Origin of the sequence: uncultured Pontibacter sp., assembly GCF_947499215.1 — a bacterium.
Taxonomy (GTDB): domain Bacteria; phylum Bacteroidota; class Bacteroidia; order Cytophagales; family Hymenobacteraceae; genus Pontibacter.
In genome coordinates, this window is the sequence record NZ_CANMNI010000002.1 from 841,694 (window position 1) to 861,374 (window position 19,681).

At 50.3% G+C, this 19,681-nt stretch carries 18 protein-coding genes; 6 read left to right on the forward strand and 12 right to left on the reverse strand.

What is annotated here, in order from left to right:
- Position 1 precedes the first annotated feature (1 nt).
- On the reverse strand, positions 2 to 574 hold the full coding sequence (locus Q1A04_RS11805; protein ID WP_299705828.1) for a DUF4142 domain-containing protein: 573 nt from the start codon (positions 572 to 574) through the stop codon (positions 2 to 4).
- A 98-nt stretch (positions 575 to 672) separates the two neighbouring features.
- Positions 673 to 1,257 carry a DUF4142 domain-containing protein gene (locus tag Q1A04_RS11810; protein WP_299705831.1) on the reverse strand — a complete coding sequence of 195 codons (585 nt, stop codon included), beginning with the start codon at positions 1,255 to 1,257 and terminating at the stop codon, positions 673 to 675.
- Positions 1,258 to 1,496: 239 nt separating this feature from the next.
- Here Q1A04_RS11810 and Q1A04_RS11815 point away from each other — a divergent pair, with 239 nt between their 5' ends.
- On the forward strand, positions 1,497 to 2,201 hold the full coding sequence (locus tag Q1A04_RS11815; protein ID WP_299705834.1) for an ABC transporter ATP-binding protein: 705 nt from the start codon (positions 1,497 to 1,499) through the stop codon (positions 2,199 to 2,201).
- Here the strand turns inward: Q1A04_RS11815 and Q1A04_RS11820 are convergent, their stop codons facing one another.
- The 4 genes from Q1A04_RS11820 to rpoN form a co-directional block, all read right to left on the reverse strand.
- Complete coding sequence (locus Q1A04_RS11820) at positions 2,202 to 2,927, reverse strand: hypothetical protein (protein WP_299705836.1); 726 nt, start codon at positions 2,925 to 2,927, stop codon at positions 2,202 to 2,204.
- Positions 2,928 to 3,112: 185 nt separating this feature from the next.
- Positions 3,113 to 3,895: an enoyl-CoA hydratase-related protein gene (locus tag Q1A04_RS11825; protein WP_299705839.1), complete on the reverse strand. Its 783-nt coding sequence runs from the start codon at positions 3,893 to 3,895 to the stop codon at positions 3,113 to 3,115.
- A 63-nt stretch (positions 3,896 to 3,958) separates the two neighbouring features.
- The gene (locus tag Q1A04_RS11830) at positions 3,959 to 4,579 is read right to left on the reverse strand and encodes a hypothetical protein (RefSeq protein WP_299705842.1); all 621 of its coding nucleotides are present in this window, start codon (positions 4,577 to 4,579) and stop codon (positions 3,959 to 3,961) included.
- A gap of 176 nt (positions 4,580 to 4,755) precedes the next feature.
- Positions 4,756 to 6,207, reverse strand: coding sequence for an RNA polymerase factor sigma-54 (rpoN, locus tag Q1A04_RS11835; RefSeq protein ID WP_299705845.1), 1,452 nt, complete (start codon positions 6,205 to 6,207; stop codon positions 4,756 to 4,758).
- A gap of 286 nt (positions 6,208 to 6,493) precedes the next feature.
- Between rpoN and asnS the strand changes: the two genes are divergently transcribed.
- Positions 6,494 to 7,933: an asparagine--tRNA ligase gene (gene asnS / locus Q1A04_RS11840; RefSeq protein ID WP_299705848.1), complete on the forward strand. Its 1,440-nt coding sequence runs from the start codon at positions 6,494 to 6,496 to the stop codon at positions 7,931 to 7,933.
- A gap of 110 nt (positions 7,934 to 8,043) precedes the next feature.
- Complete coding sequence (locus tag Q1A04_RS11845) at positions 8,044 to 9,582, forward strand: hypothetical protein (protein ID WP_299705851.1); 1,539 nt, start codon at positions 8,044 to 8,046, stop codon at positions 9,580 to 9,582.
- 63 nt (positions 9,583 to 9,645) lie between these two features.
- Here Q1A04_RS11845 and Q1A04_RS11850 read toward each other — a convergent pair whose 3' ends face one another.
- From Q1A04_RS11850 to Q1A04_RS11875, 6 genes are all read right to left on the reverse strand, one after another.
- Positions 9,646 to 10,140 (reverse strand): DUF4168 domain-containing protein, encoded by a 495-nt coding sequence (locus Q1A04_RS11850; protein ID WP_299705854.1) that lies wholly within the window; start codon positions 10,138 to 10,140, stop codon positions 9,646 to 9,648.
- Positions 10,141 to 10,283: 143 nt separating this feature from the next.
- Positions 10,284 to 11,669: an NAD(P)/FAD-dependent oxidoreductase gene (locus tag Q1A04_RS11855; protein WP_299705857.1), complete on the reverse strand. Its 1,386-nt coding sequence runs from the start codon at positions 11,667 to 11,669 to the stop codon at positions 10,284 to 10,286.
- Between the two features lie 78 nt (positions 11,670 to 11,747).
- Positions 11,748 to 12,341, reverse strand: coding sequence for an alpha-ketoglutarate-dependent dioxygenase AlkB (locus tag Q1A04_RS11860; protein ID WP_299705860.1), 594 nt, complete (start codon positions 12,339 to 12,341; stop codon positions 11,748 to 11,750).
- Positions 12,328 to 14,046, reverse strand: a complete 1,719-nt coding sequence (locus Q1A04_RS11865; RefSeq protein WP_299705863.1) for a cation:proton antiporter — start codon at positions 14,044 to 14,046, stop codon at positions 12,328 to 12,330. The genes Q1A04_RS11860 and Q1A04_RS11865 overlap by 14 nt, the downstream gene beginning before the upstream one ends.
- 122 nt (positions 14,047 to 14,168) lie before the next feature.
- Positions 14,169 to 15,446, reverse strand: coding sequence for a sodium:proton antiporter (locus Q1A04_RS11870; protein WP_299705866.1), 1,278 nt, complete (start codon positions 15,444 to 15,446; stop codon positions 14,169 to 14,171).
- A gap of 245 nt (positions 15,447 to 15,691) precedes the next feature.
- A complete protein-coding gene (locus tag Q1A04_RS11875) occupies positions 15,692 to 16,513 on the reverse strand; it encodes a universal stress protein (protein WP_299705869.1) in 822 nt (273 codons plus the stop codon).
- A 143-nt stretch (positions 16,514 to 16,656) separates the two neighbouring features.
- On the opposite strand from Q1A04_RS11875, the gene Q1A04_RS11880 reads away from it, so the two are divergent.
- From Q1A04_RS11880 to Q1A04_RS11890, 3 genes are all read left to right on the forward strand, one after another.
- Positions 16,657 to 18,057 carry a sodium:alanine symporter family protein gene (locus tag Q1A04_RS11880; protein ID WP_299705871.1) on the forward strand — a complete coding sequence of 467 codons (1,401 nt, stop codon included), beginning with the start codon at positions 16,657 to 16,659 and terminating at the stop codon, positions 18,055 to 18,057.
- Between the two features lie 158 nt (positions 18,058 to 18,215).
- Entirely contained in the window at positions 18,216 to 18,647 is a 432-nt protein-coding gene (locus tag Q1A04_RS11885) for an SRPBCC domain-containing protein (RefSeq protein WP_299705874.1), read from the forward strand.
- 1 nt (position 18,648) lies between these two features.
- Positions 18,649 to 19,674 carry a hypothetical protein gene (locus Q1A04_RS11890; protein ID WP_299705877.1) on the forward strand — a complete coding sequence of 342 codons (1,026 nt, stop codon included), beginning with the start codon at positions 18,649 to 18,651 and terminating at the stop codon, positions 19,672 to 19,674.
- The last annotated feature ends 7 nt before the right edge of the window (positions 19,675 to 19,681 follow it).

Sequence of the window (19,681 nt, forward strand, 5' to 3'; positions counted from 1 at the left end):
TTTATATGCTTCCCAGCCTGTCTTCCAACTCTTCGGCTTGTTGCAGATGCTGTCGCAGGAGCGGGAGTTGTTTGGAGGCGAACTGTTTTACTTCCATCACTTTGGCATTCTCAGCCATATCTTCGTAGCGTTTCAACAATTGGTTATGCTCTTCGCGGGTACGCTTAATATAAGCCAAGTCAAAGCCTATACCTGTTTCACCGCTCACCTCGTCGTATACCTTCTGATGCGAGTTGCCTAACTGAGTAGGAACCACGAACTCACGCTCTATGGCAATGTGTTGTAGGTCTTCCATCACCCGATTGTGGCCGTTGCTCATATCTTGAGCCATCTCCTTTACCTCTGGGCTCACAGCTCGCTCTAAAGCCAGTTGTCCCAGTTGCGCGTGAAGCATATTGGCACTGGTTGCCTCAGCCACAAAGAGGGCATCATTTTTCATACCTTGCATGCCCATGGCCTCGAACTGCTCCACACTTTGGGAAGCGGCCTGCTCTATGCTATCGTCTCCGCCACAAGAGGCGCTGCCCAGCAACAGTATAAGGCTGGCTATATACACTGTAAATTTCCGAGTCATACAGATAGGTTAAAATAGGAACATCTGCAACCATAGTGGCTGCAGATGCTCTAAGTTAGTATTTTTTAAGAAAAATCAGCGTGATCAAAGCGAAATGCTTATTGCTGCAGGCCGTCTTTAATCTGCTGTGCACGCTGGTGGTGTTCGCGCAACTTAGGAAGCGTCTTGCTGGCAAAGGCCTTCACATCTGCGTCCTCATAGTTTTCGTCTTCAGCCACATCTTCGAACATGCTGATGTCATTGTCATGCGCGCTTACTATTTTATCCATGTAATCTCTGTCAAACTCAGCTCCCTGCTTTTCACGCAGTTCACGCATGTGGTCCATGTGATCACTGCTCATGCTGTCAGGCAGTGTAATGTTTTTGCTGGTAGCCATTGTACGCAGCTCATCGTTCGCGGCTGTGTGGTCCTTCACCATCATGCTGGCAAACTCTTTCACCTGCGGATTGGTAGCACGCTCCTGCGCCAGTTTGCCTGCCTCTACTTCCATCATGCTGCTGCTGGCTGCTTTTGTCATAAACTCAGAGGCCTCTACTCTAGGCTCCTCCATGGCAGTGTCCTCGAAGCGCTCTTCTGTTTGCTCCTGTGCTTCTTCTACACTGTCGGTACCAGAACCACCACAGGCCATCATGCCAAACATAAGGGCACACGCCAATAATCCTGTTGTTGTAATTTTTTTCATAGTATTGGTTTCTTTATAAATATTAAAATAGTTTGAACAGATTGGTATACGCCCTTACGCTAATGGAGTTATATTCTGTGCTTTTAATATAAAGGAGGCGATCTAACGGAGGCTGTTTTCTGCAGGAGCGATCACGATTTTTGCCTGCATTTTGTATAGTAGCCATATATTCACAACTATCTCATACATAAAACGCTATAAAACTGAAATATCCCAAACCCTTACCTCCGCTATACCTTATGAAGCCACAAAACGCTCCGTTTTTACTCATAGCACTACTATTTTGCATTGCTGTGCCTAGTGAGGCTATCGCGCAGATAGAAGAGCAGGAAAAGGAAGACCGCGCGGAGATGATCAACATTGACCGCGACCATGACAGAGTACTCAAAATACACCCGCTACATTACGGCGAAATCTTTGTGTCGTATGAGAAAGTGCGCGCACCCAATATCAGCAATGAGTTTGGCCTGAGTTATTTTTATAAGCTGCACATGAAGGGGGATGGCTGGTCAACGAACATAAAGGATGTGATGGGCATTGGCATTCGCATGAGCCAGCGCTACTATACCTCTAAAAAGAAAAGGGCACCGTTCGGCTTTTTCCACGGCCCTATGTTCAGCTACCGCTTTATTGTTTTTGAGCGCAATGTGTTCGACCTGCCTGATCTGCCGCCTAGCGACCCGGATTATCGGTTTGTAGGCCGGCTATACCAAAACGCACTGGACCTGAGTTACCACTTGGGCTACCAGTTTCAGTTAGGCCAGCACTTTACTACCGAGCTCTCCGGCGGACTTGGCGGTCGTGTGAAGTTTGCCATTGCCAGAAATGGCGGCGACCTGATCGAACAGAACATCATCGGCCACGTGGTGCACGCCGACGAGGGGGCCGTTTTCTCGGTTGGCCCTTCCCCTCAGTTGAACTTCTCGATCGGCTACTCTTTCTAGTTACTTGTTGATCTTGTTGAGCACGCTGTAGGACATCAGTTTGCCGTTTCGGTAGGTTTCAGACTTTATCCAACCGGTGCCGGGCACAAACCATTCCACTGTCTGCATGCGGGTGCCGGGCATTTTCATACCCATGGCGCGGGTCTGCACTTCCATGTCTTGGTTTATTTTAAAGCCTTCGAAGGTGCCCGCCGGAACTTCCATGCGCTCTCTGTCGCCCACGGTGCGGCCTGTCACCTGCATGGTGATCGTGCTCATGTTCTGACCGCTGCTTTTATCCACTACATCGATGGTGAAGCTGCCATCTTTTAGCTTTTGGCCGGGCGTGAGTGTGGCTGGGTAGTCCATGTGGTCGCCCTGCATTTTCACCTCCATGTTTTGGTAGGCCCCCATCATATCCGGGTTCATGAGCGAGCGCATATCTATCCAAATGGAACCATTCTCGCAACCTACCTGATAACTGCCTTCGTTGGCCATCTTTCCTTTGTTGTCATACATCTGGGTGTGGACGGTGGCCTCCGACTTGTCGCCATCCCGCCGCACATCGGTTACTTTGTAAAGCACCCGCCCCGTCAGTTTATTGCGCTGGTTATAGTTGAGTATTTCGTACTCAGCGTTTTCCGTGAGGAGCATGTAGTTGTTGCAGTCCTGCGCGTTGCCACTCACCGGCACGAACAGTATCGCTACAAGCAGTGTGATAGAAAGTATGAGGTCGCGGTTTTTCATGATCTTATACAAACAAATCCTAGATGTTATATTATAATTATACTCATACCTGTCTTCATAAGACTGCCTTAACCGAAAATCTGTGCAAAGGGGCACAAGTATGGTGTAAACTTTCCAAAACACAGGGTATAAAAAAAGCCGGGTACAAGTCCCGGCTTCTCTGAAGTGCTTAATAGGTATAGCGACTAAGCACCTGTAAAGTTTGGCTTGCGCTTCTCGTTAAAGGCAGTCACGCCTTCTTTGTAATCGGCAGAGTTGCCTGCTATTTTCTGGCAATAGGCCTCATAGTCAAGCATCTCGTCGAGTGTGGAGCTGAAGGACTTATTGAGCATTTTCTTCATCATCCCAATGGCTTTGGTTGGGGCCATAGCATAGCGGGCGGCAAGTTCGGCTACGGCTGCGTCCAGTTCTTCCGGTGCTACAACCTTGTTTACCATACCTAGTTGCAAAGCTTCCTCAGCGCTCACTTTGGAGCCCAGCGTGCTCAGCTCAAACGCTTTGAGCGAGCCCACCACACGTGGCAAAAAGAAAGAAGAACCTGAGTCAAGTACCAGTCCCACGTTCACGAATACCTCAATCATGCTGGCGGCGGTGGAGGCTACCACCATGTCGCAGGCCAAGGCAAGCGAACAGCCGGCACCAGCTGCCACACCGTTTAACTTACAGATGATCGGCTTTGGGAGGTTGCGCATGGCCCGGATGATCGGGTTATACCTTTTTTCGAGCGACTCCGACAAGTCACGCTTATCGGCGCTGGCAATGGCTTTGAGATCCTGTCCGGAACAGAAGGCTCTGCCGGCACCCGTCAGGACAACCACACGCACACTGTCGTCGCGGGTCACCTGCTTCAGAGCGTCCTGCAGTTCGTAGCTCTGCTTGTCGTTAAAGGCGTTGAAAACATCGGGGCGGTTCAAGGTGATGGTCGCAATACCATCCTGCACGTCGTATAGCAAACACTCGTAGTTCATGTTGTCGTTTGTTTAGTAGAGATAACCAAAGGTATAGATAATCGACTTGAAGAGCAAAAACGGCTACAGGGCGATAAAACCAGCCATCAGGACCAAGATCAGACCAGTCGCAAAACCGGTATAGGCCTGCGCCGGGGTATGGGCATGCAGCGCCAGTCTCGCCGAGAGCACCGCCCCCGATACCAGAATCACCAACACTATGGGTGAAAGCAGCCCTGCATCGGGCATTAACTTATTTATCAGCAAAAGCACACCCAGCGCCCCTCCCAGCCCGATACCATGTGCACTGATCTTCCAGAAAAAGGACACGAACCAAGCCAGAAAAACGGAAGCCGTGATCACGCCCATCACGAAATAGAACAGCTGGTCGAACACCGGTTCGGTATAGAACAGGTAAGTGGTGACCGCATAGCAAACGGCGGTAAATAAAAGTGGTTTGCTGCGCTGCTCCCTCCGGTCGATCTCATAGGAGTCGATAAAACCAGTCCGGAACATAGCGTACGCCCCCAGCCCGGGCACCATAAACGTCGTGAAAAAGATCATGCTCAAGATGATCCATCGGCTCTGCATCGGAAATGAGAGGGAGGCAACTGGCAGAAAATAAAGAATGATGACGAACAGATAGGTTGGCATCAGCAGTGGGTGAAACGCAACTGATAAAAAACGGGCGAGGGAGCGGTTCAAGTAGAGTTTGGCAGTTTAAGAGTTTGGAAGTTGAGGAGTTAGAAAGTTTGGAAGGCTTCACTTTTAGGGACAGGTCGCGACCTGTCCGAATCGTGTACCAATTACCTGCTCACATCGAACATCAATCAATTATCAATCAGCAATTCAACCATTTAACAATTCAGCCATCTAATCATTTAAAGCTCCTTCCGCAGACGGGCCACAGGTATGTTGAGTTGCTCGCGGTATTTAGCCACAGTGCGGCGGGCAATGTTGTAGCCTTTTTCGTTGAGGAGTTTCTCGATCTTCTCGTCAGAGAGTGGCTTGCGCTTGCTCTCCTTGTCAATGATCTCTTTGAGAATATGCTTCACTTCCCGGCTGCTGGCGTCCTCACCGGAGTCGGTGGCAATGCCTTCGGAGAAAAAGTACTTGAGCGGATAAATGCCGAACTCGGTTTGGACAGCTTTGCTGTTGGCCACGCGGCTCACGGTACTGATGTCCATCCCGATCTCTTCGGCAATGTCCTTCAAAATCATCGGACGCAACTTGCTTTCGTCGCCTTCCAAAAAGAACTCGTGCTGGTATTTGATGATAGCCTCCATGGTGCGTAACAGCGTGTTCTGGCGCTGGCGTATGGCGTCAATGAACCACTTGGCCGCGTCAAGCTTCTGTTTCACGAAAGTTACCGTCTCCTTCAGCTTCTTGTCCTTCTTGTCTGACTTGTCATAAGCGTCGAACATGTCGGCGTAGGAGCGGCTGATGCGCAGATCCGGGGCGTTGCGGGAGTTGAGCGAGAGCTGCAACTGTCCGTTCTCATTGGTCAGGATGAAGTCAGGTATGATGTACTGCACGCGCGTCATGCCGGCTCCGCTTCCGCCCGGTTTTGGGTTGAGTTTGATGATGACGTCAATGGCCTTTTTCAGCTCTTCTTCCGATACGCCAAACTTCGACTGTATTTTTTGGTAATGTTTCTTCGTGAATTCCTCAAATGACTCCTTGATGATGCGCTCGGCCAAATGCGTGATTTCGTCCTGCTCGCGGCGCTCGAGTTGCAGCAACAAGCACTCAGGCAGGTCGCGGGCCGCTATACCTGCCGGGTCGAAGGTCTGGATCATGTGCAGCACCTGCTCAATCTCCTCCTCCGTCGTCATAATGTTCTGCGAAAAAGCAAGGTCGTTGGCAATAGAGCTTAGTTCGCGGCGGATGTAGCCGTCGCTATCGATGCTGCCGATCAGCTGCATGCCGACGCTGAACTGCTTGTCATCGAGCTCCAAGAAGCCCAACTGGTCCATGAGGTTGTCGGTGAGCGAAGAGGTCATGGCAATGGGCATCTCACGGTCATCGTCGTCACTGCCGCCGCGATCGCCCTGCATCTTGTAGCCGCTTATCTCGTCGTCGTTCAGGTAGTCGTTGATGTCGACATCGTCTTTTCCGTAATCGTCGTCGCTGTCGTAGTCGTCTCCGCTGTCGGTGTCGCTATATTCTGTGTCGGCTTCCTCGCGGCCTTCTTCGAGGGCGGGGTTTATCTCCATTTCCTCTTTTATGCGTGCTTCTAGCTCAACAGTAGGTATCTGCAGCAGCTTGATAAATTGTATCTGCTGCGGCGATAACTTCTGGGATAAGAGTTGTCTTAAATCGAGTCGCTGCATAGTGGGTGAAAATGTATTCTGGCGCCTTTTGGTGCACCTCCAAATTTAGGATAATTTTACTCGCATTTACAAAAAAGGTTAAAATATCGTTACTTTGAGGGATTATTGGAAATCGGGTCCTCTTGCCATGCCAGATATAGTCTGTAGACTTGCTACAGCCCTTTGTCCGAGCCGGTTAAGCCATCCGATCCATTCGCGGTACGGTACCTGTTTCTGCCTTTCACGAGGTCAGTAATTTATATCGTAACGCATAAATCGATCAGACATATACGCTACTAGAAATAACATGCAACGCACGAAAGTAAAAGAACTACTAACTGGTGCCGAAGAAGGCAAAGAGGTATTATTGAAGGGCTGGGTACGCACCAAGCGCGGCAACAAGTTTGTGAACTTCATCGCCGTAAACGACGGCTCCACGATACAGAACCTGCAAGTAGTGGCCGACGCAGAGAAGTTTGGTGAAGAGTCCCTGAAAGACGTGACCACCGGCGCTGCCGTTGCCATTACCGGACAGCTCGTGGCTTCGCAGGGCAAAGGACAGGCTTTTGAGATTGTGGCTAACACCATCGAAGTGCTTGGCAAAGCCGATCCGGAAACCTACCCTTTGCAGAAGAAAGCCCACTCACTGGAGTTTTTGCGTGAGATCGCCCACCTGCGCTTCCGCACCAACACCTTTGGGGCGGTGTTTCGCGTGCGCAACACGTTGGCTTTTGCCGTGCACAAGTTCTTCAACGAGAAAGGCTTCGTGTACATGCATACGCCGATCATCACGGCTTCTGATGCTGAGGGAGCTGGCGAAATGTTCCATGTAACCAACTTCGACCTCGAAAACCTGCCACGTACCCAAGACGGCAAGATCAACTACGAAGAGGACTTCTTCGGTAAAGCAACCAACCTGACCGTATCTGGTCAGTTGGAAGGCGAGCTGGCGGCCATGGCCTTCAGCGACATCTATACCTTCGGCCCGACATTCCGTGCTGAGAACTCGAACACGGCCCGTCACTTGGCCGAGTTCTGGATGATCGAGCCGGAGATGGCTTTCCATGACCTGAAAATGAACGCCGACCTAGCGGAGGAGTTTATCAAGTATATCATTCGCTACGCACTGGAGCACAACCGCGAGGACATTGAGTTCCTAGGCCAGCGCCTAGTGGAGGAGGACAAAGCCAAACCACAGAACGAGCGCCAAGAAATGACTTTGCTCGAGAAGCTGGAGTTTGTGGTAAACAACAACTTTGAGCGTGTAACCTATACCGAGGCGGTTGACATTCTGATGAACTCACCTGCCTACAAGAAGAAGAAATTCCAGTACGAGGTATCGTGGGGCATCGACCTGCAGAGCGAGCACGAGCGTTACTTGGTGGAGAAGCACTTCAAAAAGCCGGTGATCGTGACCGACTACCCGAAAGATATTAAGGCCTTCTACATGCGCCTCAACGACGACGGCAAGACCGTGGCCGCCATGGACATTCTGGCACCGGGCATTGGCGAGATCGTGGGTGGTTCGCAGCGTGAGGAGCGTATGGAGATTCTGGTGGAGCGCATGAAGGGCGTGGGTATTGAAGAGGAAGACCTGTGGTGGTACCTCGACACCCGTCGTTTCGGTGGCTGTCCGCACGCCGGCTTCGGTCTGGGCTTTGAGCGCATGGTGCAGTTCGTGACAGGTATGGGCAACATCCGCGACGTAATTCCGTTCCCGCGCACGCCGAAAAACGCAGAGTTTTAACAGAGGCTATACCTATAAAACAGAGAGCCCGGCTATTCCTTAGTCGGGCTCTTTTTTTGGCTAGAAATTTGCTATCTTTCATAAGATAAATCCCTTATACATTTCATCTTATGCGATATATAATTCTAGCCCTGCTCCTGCTCGGTTTTACGGCCTCTGAGGTGCGTGCCCAACAGGAGTTCGCAAATCTGGACTTGCCTTTGCGCCGCGCCGAAGACTTGGTGTCGGTAGCGGATGGCGATGGCAATGTTTGCCTCTATTTTTTCCAAGGCGGCAGCCTGCACTTCAGCCTTGTTGATGCCACAGGGCAGACCGTGGCCACACAGGAAATCCCCTACCGAAACAACCAACAGCCGCAGGTGCTGGGCACCCGGGTCACCGACACGGAGTTTGTGTTTTATAGCCGCTATGTAAACGGCAACAAAGAGTTTGTGCGTCCCTTTGCCGTGAACAGGTATAGCGGTGCTTTCCGGAGCATGCCTGATGTGCCGCTACGCAAAGAGAGAAACGAAACCTTTATGGGGGCCTTTGCCGATGCGGACCACTTCTACATGCTTTATTCTGATAAGAAAGAGAACCTGATTCTGTACCGCGAGCTCGACGAGTCTTATTACGAGAAGAAGACCTTCCCGACGGCCGACATGCCGCGTACCCGCACCCGGCATGAGCGACAGGATGAACTGATCTTCGTGCACCCTGACTTGGAGCGAACCGTGTTTGCCGGGCAGCATCGCAGCAAGATCTATACCCGAGGCGACAAGATCTACATGGTATTCGATGGCTTTTACCTGCGCGGGCAGGGCAAGGAAACCACGACTGAGATCCTGACGCTGGACTGGCCGACCGGACAGACGGAATACCGCACCCTGCCGGCGCTTCCCTACAAGTTAAAGTCAAACTTTAACTCCTTCTTACATGGTAACACCTTGTTTCGGGTACTGCTCGACAAGGAGCAGTTTAATCTGACGGCTTATGACTTCAACACGCTAGCTCCTATTAAGGAGTATAACTACACCGCTGAGCAGGAGATCGACATTAAGGCGACGCCTGTGCATCAGCGAGGTGCCGGTGCACTTTTCTCGTCTGGCAACAGTGTGATTGAGAAAACCTCTAAGGTAATGCGCAACCTGTCTACCGGCAGACCGGCCATTACGGTAGATGCCTTCAATGACAGCACGCTGCAACTGACTATCGGTTCCTACCAGCCGCCAAGCCGACGCAATCCACATGGTGGTGACCCGGGGCGCCTAGTGCGCACACCAGACCGGTTGGTACAGACTTCGCGCGGGCTATACCTAATGCCGGGTCGCTGGGTGCCAGCCTATACGCTGCCGTACAGCTACAACATGTTCCCGTATAACCGCTACTATTACGATCCGTTCTTTACCAGAACAGGGGAACAGGTGGGGCCGGGCACTAGCACGTACTTCAGAGCTGTGTTGGATAGTGAGACTTTAGATAAAGTAGCTTTGGCCAAAACTGACAGCACAGCCGCCACCGTGCAGGATAAGATTGAGGCGTATGAGGAAGAGCTAAAGCAAACGCCAGAGTTTAAAACCCTCTACCGCTACGGCACCAACAAGCTGCACTACGGTTACTTTGACAGACGCAGTAAAACGTTTAAGATCATGGAGTTTACCCAAAACTAGGATATACAAAAAGGGCTTCGCTAAAAATAGCGAAGCCCTTTTTGTATGCTCGGAGACTGCTATTTACAGCCCCATCATTTTCTGTATTTTGGCCTGGACGGCAGGGTCCTGCTGGTAAGCCATCATGATCTGCTCATAGCGCTCCATCGTCATACCGTCTTTCTGGATAGCAGTCTGCATATTCTTCTCAATTTCAGGCTGCATTTCCATCATACGCTGTATGGACTTGTTAAAAGCGGCTTTTTCCTCGGCTGTGCCTTCGGCTTCGGCCAGTTTCTGCTGCTGGTGTGCCTGCGCCAACTCGTTAAACTTGTCAACGCTCAGTTTCTCTTCTTCCAAAATAGTCATCATGGCCTGCTCACTTTGCTGCTGCAGGTCCATCAGTCGGGTGCTGGCATCTACAAACAGCTTAATGTCAGCGTCAGAAATAGCTTGGGTTTGCTGCTGTGGTGCTTTTTGCGGTGTGGCTTGCTGAGCCTCAGCATTTCCGCCAAAAGCCACCATACCTATAACAAGCCCTGCCACGGTAGTAGCTTTCAGTTTATGGATAAGGTTCATAAAAATCGGGGTTAAAATTGATGAAATGATTAAAAGAGTGGGATAATCCGATTGACAATAAACTATACCTCTTTTCAGGAAAATAGTTGTAGGTCAATCGCTTTTCACGGCACAGGGTACAATAACCATACCTAAAGCAGAAACTACACCTGCTGTGCCTGATACCCCTTTAGCTTCTCTTTTTTCACCAGCTGTTTCTCAAGCAGCTTCTGCACCTCGGGCTTGTTGTAGTCCTCCACGGTTTTGATGTGCTTCATCACCTTTTTCATGATCTTTTCCTGCTCACGGCCTGTCTCCAAGGCGTAAGAATAAGGGAGGTCAGTGAAGGTCACCATGGAGTAAAGCGGGATCCACTTGTCGGGGTATTGCTGGTTGATCTTTCCTTCGATCTTTTTACGGAGCAGGAAGCGCGGGTCGGCAACTTTGTCGCGCATCTCAATGAAGTTCATCACGGCCAAGTCGGCAATAGCATCGGCGTTGGGTTTGCGGCTGCACTCGAACTTTTTGAACAGTTGCTCCCAGTCACCGTCAAACGTATCCAGCATCTGGTCTAGCACCGTGATGTCTTCGAAGCCCGCATTCATCCCCTGTCCGTAGAATGGCACCACCGCATGGCAGGCATCGCCTATCAGCAAGGCTTTGTCCTCATAAGACCACGGAAAGCACTTCACCGTCACCAGCGAACCGATTGGGTTGGAGAAATAGTCTTCGGCTAAGTCGGGCATTAACGGCACAGCGTCCGGGAATGTCTGCATAAAGAAGTTGAGCAGATCGTCGTCCGTTTTGATGCTCTCAAAGGAAAGCTCGCCTTCGTAAGGGAAGAACAGGGTACAGGTAAAGCTGCCGTCGATGTTGGGCAGGGCGATCATCATGTACTTGCCGCGCGGCCAGATGTGCAGGGCGTTCTTTTCCAGTGCCCAACCGCCATCTGCCGTGGCAGGTATAGTAAGTTCTTTATAGCCGTACTCGAGGTAGCTTTGGGAATAATTGTAGCGTTCGGTTTTCTGCATGGCGTTGCGCACCATCGAGAAAGCGCCGTCGGCGCCGAAAAGCAGCTCGGTGTGCAACTCTTCCGTCTTGCCAGTTGCGTGGTTGCGCAGCGTGGCTTTGCTTTCGCGCAGATCCAAGTCGAGCAGTTGGCGATTGAAGTGGTAGTTGATATCGGGGTTTGGCTCCGACAGGTCCATCAGGGCGGCATTTAAACCCGCACGGGAAACTGAGTAGATGGACTGCCCCTCTTTGCCATAAGGCTGAAACGTGAGATTGCCTTGCTCGTCGTGCATCATGCGGCCGTGCATCGGTATGGCCACTTTGCGCACGGCCTCTTCTATACCTATACCGCGCAGCGCCTTAAAACCGCGGTCGCTCAAGGCGAGATTGATCGAACGGCCACCATCGAGCAGGGTCTTGCGCATATCCGGCCTGCGCTCGTAGATGTCCACTTTGTGGCCGCGCTTGGCTAGGTATAGCGACAGCAGCGATCCAACCAGTCCGGCGCCCATGATGGTGATGTTCTTTCTCTCGGTCATAGTTTTTCAGGCAAGGCTTCTTGTTCTGTAAAGAAACGTTTTCCAATCGGGAAAGGCAATACTCGGCGGCAATATAGCTTAGCCTACAATAGTACGGAAAGTCAGGTTGATGCGGGGTGCAATATCACGGCTGGTTTTGGGGAGCTGGTGCTGCCAATGCTGTTGTGTGGTGCCCTGCATGAGTAGGAGACTACCATGCTGCAGGGTGAGCTTCACGGTGGGCAAGTCCTTACGCCTGCGGTGCCGAAAAGCAAAGCCCCGTTCCCCGCCAAAGCTGACAGAGGCTATACCTGCACCGAGTGTTTTTTCGTCGTCGGAATGCCAGCCCATGCTGTCTTGCCCGTGGCGGTAGTAGTTGAGCAGCACACTGTTATACCTGTCGCCTGAGGCGGCCTCTATCTGTTCCTTCAGTTCTAACAGCACAGGCAGCCACGGCTGGGGGGCGTTGTAGAGCCCCGAATAGGTATAGCTTTTGTCGCCGTACCAAGCTGTGAGCCTTGGCAAGGGTAGTTGCTTGCCAAACATTTTGATCTCTTCCTGTTGCCAAGTCACCTCCTCGATCAGCCGCTGTAGGTATAGGTCACTTTCTTCTTTTGTGAAAAAATGTGGCGCATAGTATACCTCCGCCTCGGGCATGTCGAGCTGGGTGAAGCTATCGCTATTTCGTATCATTTTCTTTTCTAGTCTCCTCCCTGTCGCTATCGTTTTCTTGCCGAACTTCCTCTTTCTCGTCTTTCTCCACTTTATGGCTAAACATCTCGGCTACCTTTTTCGCAGAGTCTTTGTAAGGCTCCAGTATGTACTCCGCGCCCTCTTCTTTCAGGATTTTCACCGTGTCATCGTTCTTGGCGGTTACGGCGATGCGGCCCTCAAAATTCTCGTGCCGGAGCAACTTCATCAGGGCGATGTTTACTTTCACATCCGATATGGTACTGATTACGTTAGACACTTTCTTCACAGGTAGTACTTCACCCAAATCGGGGTCCTCGGCATCGCAGTACACGGCATTCAGATCTTTTTCAGTCCAGTTGTTCACCAAAGCGGGGTCTATGTCGGCGCCAATGTAGGTGAGGTCGCGCTCCTGTAGGGCGGTAGCAATGCGCTTCCCGTAGCGACCCAGCCCGAAAATGAGCACATCCAGTTTTTCGGTATCATCTTCCAGCTCTTTTGGCTGTGAGGGTTTCTTCTTTTCAAATACGTCTAGCATCGGCGAGAGCCAGTCAAAGAGTTGATCTGAGAACATAATCATGTAGGTAGAGAGCGTGATGGTGATGAGTCCGACCAGCGTTACCAGCCCCAAGGTTTCTTGGTCAATGTGCCCTACGTCCATACCCATGTTGATGAGGATAAGCGAGAACTCACTGATCTGGGCCACGGTAAGGCCCGCCTTAAAGGAGGTGCGCTTGTGGTAGCCCATAATGCCCATGATGATGAGCACGATGATCGGGTTGCCAATGAGCACAAACACCGAGAAAATAACCGACGGCATGATCTGTTCGCCCATCAGCCCTAGGTTCAGTTGCGAACCCAAATTGAGGAAAAAGAACAGCAAGAGGAAGTCGCGCACGCTAGTCAGGCGGCCGCTGATGACTTCGCGGTACTGCGTAGAGGCCAGCGATATACCTGCTAAGAAAGCGCCTACCTCCTTGCTGAAGCCCAGAAAATCGCCTAGCGCGGCCAGCAAGATGGCCCAGCCAATGGAGAAGAGCACCAACAGCTCCTGCGAGTCGGCGAGTTGCTTGGTGAGCTTTGGGATTACGTACTTCATGAGCACGGCCACCACTGCAAACATGGCGATGCCTTTGCCGAAGACGAAGACTAGGTCCATCCCCACCGAGCGTTCCGAGTCAGAACCCAGCGCCGAGAGCACGATCATCACGATCACCACCACAATGTCCTGCACAATCAGGAAGCCTAGCGCAATCTGCCCGTGCAGCATGTCGATCTCTTTTTTGTCGGAGAGCAGTTTGACGATGATGATGGTACTCGAAAACGTGAGCGCCACGGCCACATACACCGACTCCAGCCATTCGAATCCCAGCGCCATGGCAATGCCAAAGCCAAAGACGGAAGTGAAAATCACCTGCCCGAGCCCCGTCATCATAGCTACTTTGCCCGTCGACTTGATCAGGTTGATGTCCAGTTTAAGACCCACCACGAAGAGCAGTATGGCAATGCCCATCTCGGCGAGCAGATCTATCTCGTGCTCGGAGTTGAGGATGTTGAGCACCGACGGCCCCACAAGTATACCTACCGCGATAAACGATACGATAAGCGGCTGCCGCAGCACACGTCCAATGGCCCCGGCCACAGTAGCCAGAAAGATGATAAGGGCAAACTCGTAAAATTGGTTGTTGATCAGTTCCGATAGATCCATAGTTCGATTTAGTTTAGGGAGCCAGCATCATTGTCGCTTACTATACCATCGTTATGAAATGGCAGGTATAGCGGCACTCTGACAGAAGCTCCTGACAATTGCTCTTGGCGTCGGAACCCTCCTTAGGTTATTTCATCTGGTACTTCGTCGGGCGCCAAAGGTTCTATTCCTTCTTTCTTTCGCTCCACGTCTAGCTTCCGCATTGCCCGGGAGGCAGTAACGCCGTGCAGCATGATCGAAACCATCACAACAAAACCTACTACAGACCAAAGTTCATTCGCTTCCTTAAAGTCATACTCATTCAGGGCAAACGACAGGTAATAGAAGGAGCCTATGCCCCGAATACCAAAAAAGGAGATGGCAACTTTTTCTCTTACAGTAGATCGGGTGCCGATGAGACTGGGCAATGTCGTCAGCGGCCTGATGACAAACAAGAACGCTAGGCCTATTAACGCACCCTGCCAAGTGAGGTGGTCCAGCAGCCCCGAAACGATACTACCGCCAAACAAAATGAGCAGGATCACCATAACGATGCGCTCTATCTGGTTGATGAAGTCGTGCATCTCGGTGTGGTACTCGTCTTCCTCCTCGTAACTGCTCATAGTAAGAGCCGTTACGAATACGGCGATAAAGCCATAGCCGTGCACAAACTCGGTGAATCCATAAGAGACTAGCGTGGCAGAGAGCGCCAAGAAGCCTTCGTTTGCCTTCGGAAATTTGGAGATTTTAGGTAACTTGAATATAAGGAAGGCCAGCGCCCAGCCTATGGCATAGCCCATTGCCACTCCCACCACAATGCGGTAAATCAGGTCCCGCATCACCCACTCTGCAAACCAATCCGGGTTGCTGCCCGCTGAAACCGCCAGCACAACAGCCAGCCAAGTAAATGGAAAGGCAGACCCGTCGTTCAAGCCGGCCTCTGACGTTAGGGAAAACCGGACTACGTCTTCTTCCTCATCATCCGGTGGGCCTACCTGCACCTGTTCCGCCAGCACGGGATCGGTAGGTGCCAGCACGGCACCCAACAGCACAGCCGCTGCGATGGAAAAACCCAACACACTCCAACCCAGAAAAGCCAAAGCCCCAATACATAATAACATGGTGATACTCACCAACCTAAGCGGTATGCGCCAAAGCTTGAGGCCAAATTTACGCCTGATTTTAAGCCCAGTGCCCATCAGCGAGATGATCACGCTAAGCTCCGTGAGGTGTACGGCATACTTCTCCCCTCTTATAGGATTAGGGGAGGGCAGTTCGAACGGCACCCAGTACACAAACATGCCCACCAACAGGAATAGAATGGGATAGGAAATAAACGTCCGCTCGGTAAGGCGCGGAATCCAAGCCATGGAAAGAGCCGCCACGCCTACCACTGATATAGCTATAACATATTTATCCATCCTGCATTTATATACTCCCAAGCCGGATCAGGCTTTTCAACAATAATTGAATAGCCTCCCTATCTATTGAGGCGTTAAAACAATAGGCATACAGTTGAGTATGGCCCTTTGTTGCGTCTTCAGATAACGAGCTTTATAATAAACCTTGAGAAATCAGATAACTTAGAACAGTTTCAGATCGCCTTTGGCAACGCAGTTTGGGGCATGCCCTTGTGGTGACTGCAGCAAGCCAGCATGAATCTTCCCTACATTGGCAGCACAATCAACGGAACAGAGGCATCGTACACCAGCTCGTTTATCAGAAACCGGCGAAAGACTTGGTTGGTGAAAGAGCGGGAGCCTTTCTTCACGACTAGCATACCGTCGGTATGAGCATCCATGTATTGCTTCAAGGTATAGAAAGCGTCTTCCCCCTTAAATATCTCGATGTAAACTTCTCGCTCGCCATGGTACTGTTTCCGCAACTCCTCTAAGTAAGCGGTGGTTTGTTTCATACTGTCTTTTTTCGAAACCACAGACAAGAAACGGATGTGCTTGATCTTGTCACCAAACAGGTGGAGCACCTTGTCAAACTCTTCCGTGTTGAGCTTGTACTTATAATAAACACTCACATATAGCGTATCGGGCGACATGTTGAAAAAGTGCTTGGGTACAGCCACCACCACGTTGTTTGTCTCGTCCATCACCCGAATGGCCATACTGCCTATAAATATTCTTTTCAGGAAGCCCGTGCCTTTCAGCCCCACAAACACTACGTTGTAGTAGTATTCGCTCAACAGTCGCTGCAACGTAAAAATCACGCTTTCGTCGGCTACGTGATAGCTAATGTGGCGGGTGTCGGGCAGATGCTGTATGGCAAATCCCTTAAGTCTGTTCAGTGCTTTATCGGTTTCATACTTGCTTATCTCGTCGCGGGTGCTACCATCGGTAAGGGCGGGCGCCATGATCACAGGCTCGTGCAAAAGCAACACATCAGCGGCCATGCTGTCGGCCCAGTGCTTGGCCAGCTGCAGCTCGAACTTGGAGTAGGAAGAAAAATCGATCAGTACGATAAACCGTGCTTTCATCGGCCGGGGTTTTAGCGGTATACCTGTGCCAACGACGGCACCTATACCTGTAAGCTACGAAAAAATACGGCGATCGTATAGCATGATTGGTTGCCATTCTAGGCTTATCTTTGTAGCTTTCTACTTAAGCAATCTTATTTCTATTGAAAGTATTAGAAGAATCTTTAGTCTGGTTTAGCGACGCCGCATGGGGTATGCCCTTGTTGATATTACTGATGGGCGGTGGCTTTTACTTTATGTTCTACTCGGGCTTCCTGCCCTTCCGTTACCTGCGCCACGCCATCAACGTGCTGCGCGGCAAATACGACGACCCCGATGATCCGGGCGATATCAATCACTTCGAGGCGCTATCGGCTGCACTGGCGGCTACCGTAGGTATGGGTAACATCAGCGGGGTGGCGGTGGCCATTGCCATTGGCGGACCGGGTGTACTGTTCTGGATGTGGGTGAGCGCCTTTGTGGGCATGGCCACTAAGTTCTTTACCTGCACGCTGTCGGTGATGTACCGCGGCCACGATAGCGTAGGCCACCTAGAGGGCGGACCGATGTACGTGATCGAGACAGGCCTCGGCAAGAAATGGAAGCCACTGGCAGCTTTCTTCGCTGTTGCGGGTTTGTTCGGTACACTACCGATATTCCAAGCCAACCAACTCACGCAGGTGATTCGCGAAGTTGTACTTGAGCCCAATGGCTTCACAACTACCGATCTGTTTTATACCAACCTCACCATCGGGCTTGTGCTCGTGTTCATCACCTCGCTGGTGATTTTTGGAGGTATACAGCGCATTGGTCATGTGGCGGGCAAAATGGTGCCGGGCATGGTGGTGCTCTATATGCTAGCCGTATTCTACATCATGTTCGTCAACTACACCGCTATACCTGACGCCTTTGCCTTGATCTTCAGAGATGCTTTCTCGGCACAAACCGTGCTGGGCGGCGCTGTGGGTGCGATCATCATAGCGGGCGCAAGAAGAGCGGCTTTCTCGAATGAGGCAGGTATAGGTACGGCCGCCATGATGCATGGTGCCGCTAAAACCGACGAGCCCATTCGTGAAGGGCTGGTAGCCATGCTTGGTCCTTTTATTGACACGATAGTAGTGTGTACGCTCACGGGCTTGGCCATCATCCTGACTAACACGTGGCAAACATCCGACGCCAGCGGCGTAACCATGACGGCCACTGCCTTTAACAATGCTATGCCGGGGTTCGGCAGCTATGTGCTGGTGGTGTGTGTAATGATTTTTGCGTTTACTTCGCTGTTTTCCTACTCTTACTACGGCACCAAGTGCTTCAGCTACCTCTTCGGCGCGAAGTACAAGCACTACTACAACTACTTCTATGTAACGACCATCGTGTTCGGTGCCACCGCCACTATTACCGCCGTTATCGCCCTTATCGACGGCATGTACGCCATGATGGCTATACCTACCATGGTGTCGGCGCTATTGTTATCGCCTAAGGTAAAGGCTGCGGCAAAAGATTATTTCAGGAGAATGAAGGAGTTTAGGGAAGAAGTGGAGAAAGTGAAGGAGGTTAGGAGTTAGAGAGTTTGGGGGTGAGAGTTGACGCGATAGAGAGGTATAGCACTGGGGATAAGCTATGCTGGGGAATCGCCGCCTTATGCATAAATAAATATAGATTATTCTGAATATTTCTAAATTGCCGCTTCTATTCTTTAGCGAACTATCTCAACCCCAACCCCATGCAGCACATCGAAACAGAGATTTTAATTAACGCGCAGCCAGAAAAGGTATGGGCTGTGCTCACCGACTTTGAGAAGCATCCTACATGGAATCCGTTTATCAAATCCATTGAGGGTGAGAAATCGGTTGGAAAGCAACTGAAAGTGTTTATTCAGCCACCAAACGGAGGCGGTATGACGTTTAAGCCTGTTGTGCTGACTTACGATGTGAACAAAGAATTCCGCTGGAAAGGCAAGCTGGGTATAAGTGGCATTTTTGACGGGGAACACTACTTTCAATTGATTGACATGGGGGAAAATACCACCAAGTTTATTCACGGCGAAAAATTCAGCGGCATCTTGGTTTCACTTATGGGCGGTGCGCTCAACAAAACTAAAGAAGGCTTTCAGTTGATGAACGAAGCGCTCAAAAGGGAGTGTGAACGGATGTAAAATGAGAAATCCCTTATACTTTCTCTTAGCGTTCTCCTTGCTTAATGCACACCTCTCTTACGGTCAGAAAGGCCTGAACAAAGCCGATTATTTCATTTTACTGGATAGCAATAACAGTATTTCTATCAATTCTTTCACTGACAATAAGATTACCAAACAGGCAAGTTTTCGCATAAATAAGAAAGCCATCTATGCTACTGATGGACTTTCTCAAATAGCAATAGTAGATACTTCAAAGAATAGAGTTGTCATTCATAACTTTAAAAATGAAATACTTGTCGATACTATAATCCCGTTTAAAATAGAATCGAAATCGCTATTCCTAACACAAGAGAATCTTTTCATAGGCGGGCAATTTGGCAGCGAACTTCTTGTTCAGTTCAATTTGGATAAAAAAGAATGGCACTCCCTGCACATTCCTACGGAAGTGCTATATCCGGGCAAAGCCATAGACGACATCGTGCTGGATGGCAGTATGCTTTTGGCTATCGACAACCTCATCATGCCTAAGTATATTTTATATTATCAACTTAGGAACTCTTCCAAAGCCGAATATGCACATTCAGTTCAGCTGAAACCGAACGGAACTTACGAAAGTATCCATCAAGGTAGAATTACGGATAAATATATTGGCCTGATTTCAGGCACATTCAGTGGTGATATTGGCCGTTCAAATCATATCGCTATTTATGATAAGCGCGATATGACCAGAAGCTTTGCCATCTCTGTCAATCAAATGGAAAAAGGGTATCACACCTTTGATGATGTTGTGATTGTAGGTGACAAAATCATTATTGCTAGCAAAGAAAAAGGGCTGGGACAGTTTTTAATCAGGCCACAGTATTTCAAGACTGAAGAAAGGCGCTTTGGTAATTTTAATGAAACCATAAGCCCCTCAAAGATTCAATACAGAAAATCAAAAAAACAAACTATCGCAAAGCTGACGCTTATACCACAGACAGATAAGGTTGTTGTAACATACGAGAGCACTTTGGGAAAGTACAGCCATGAGATTTTAAGCCAATAATTACTGT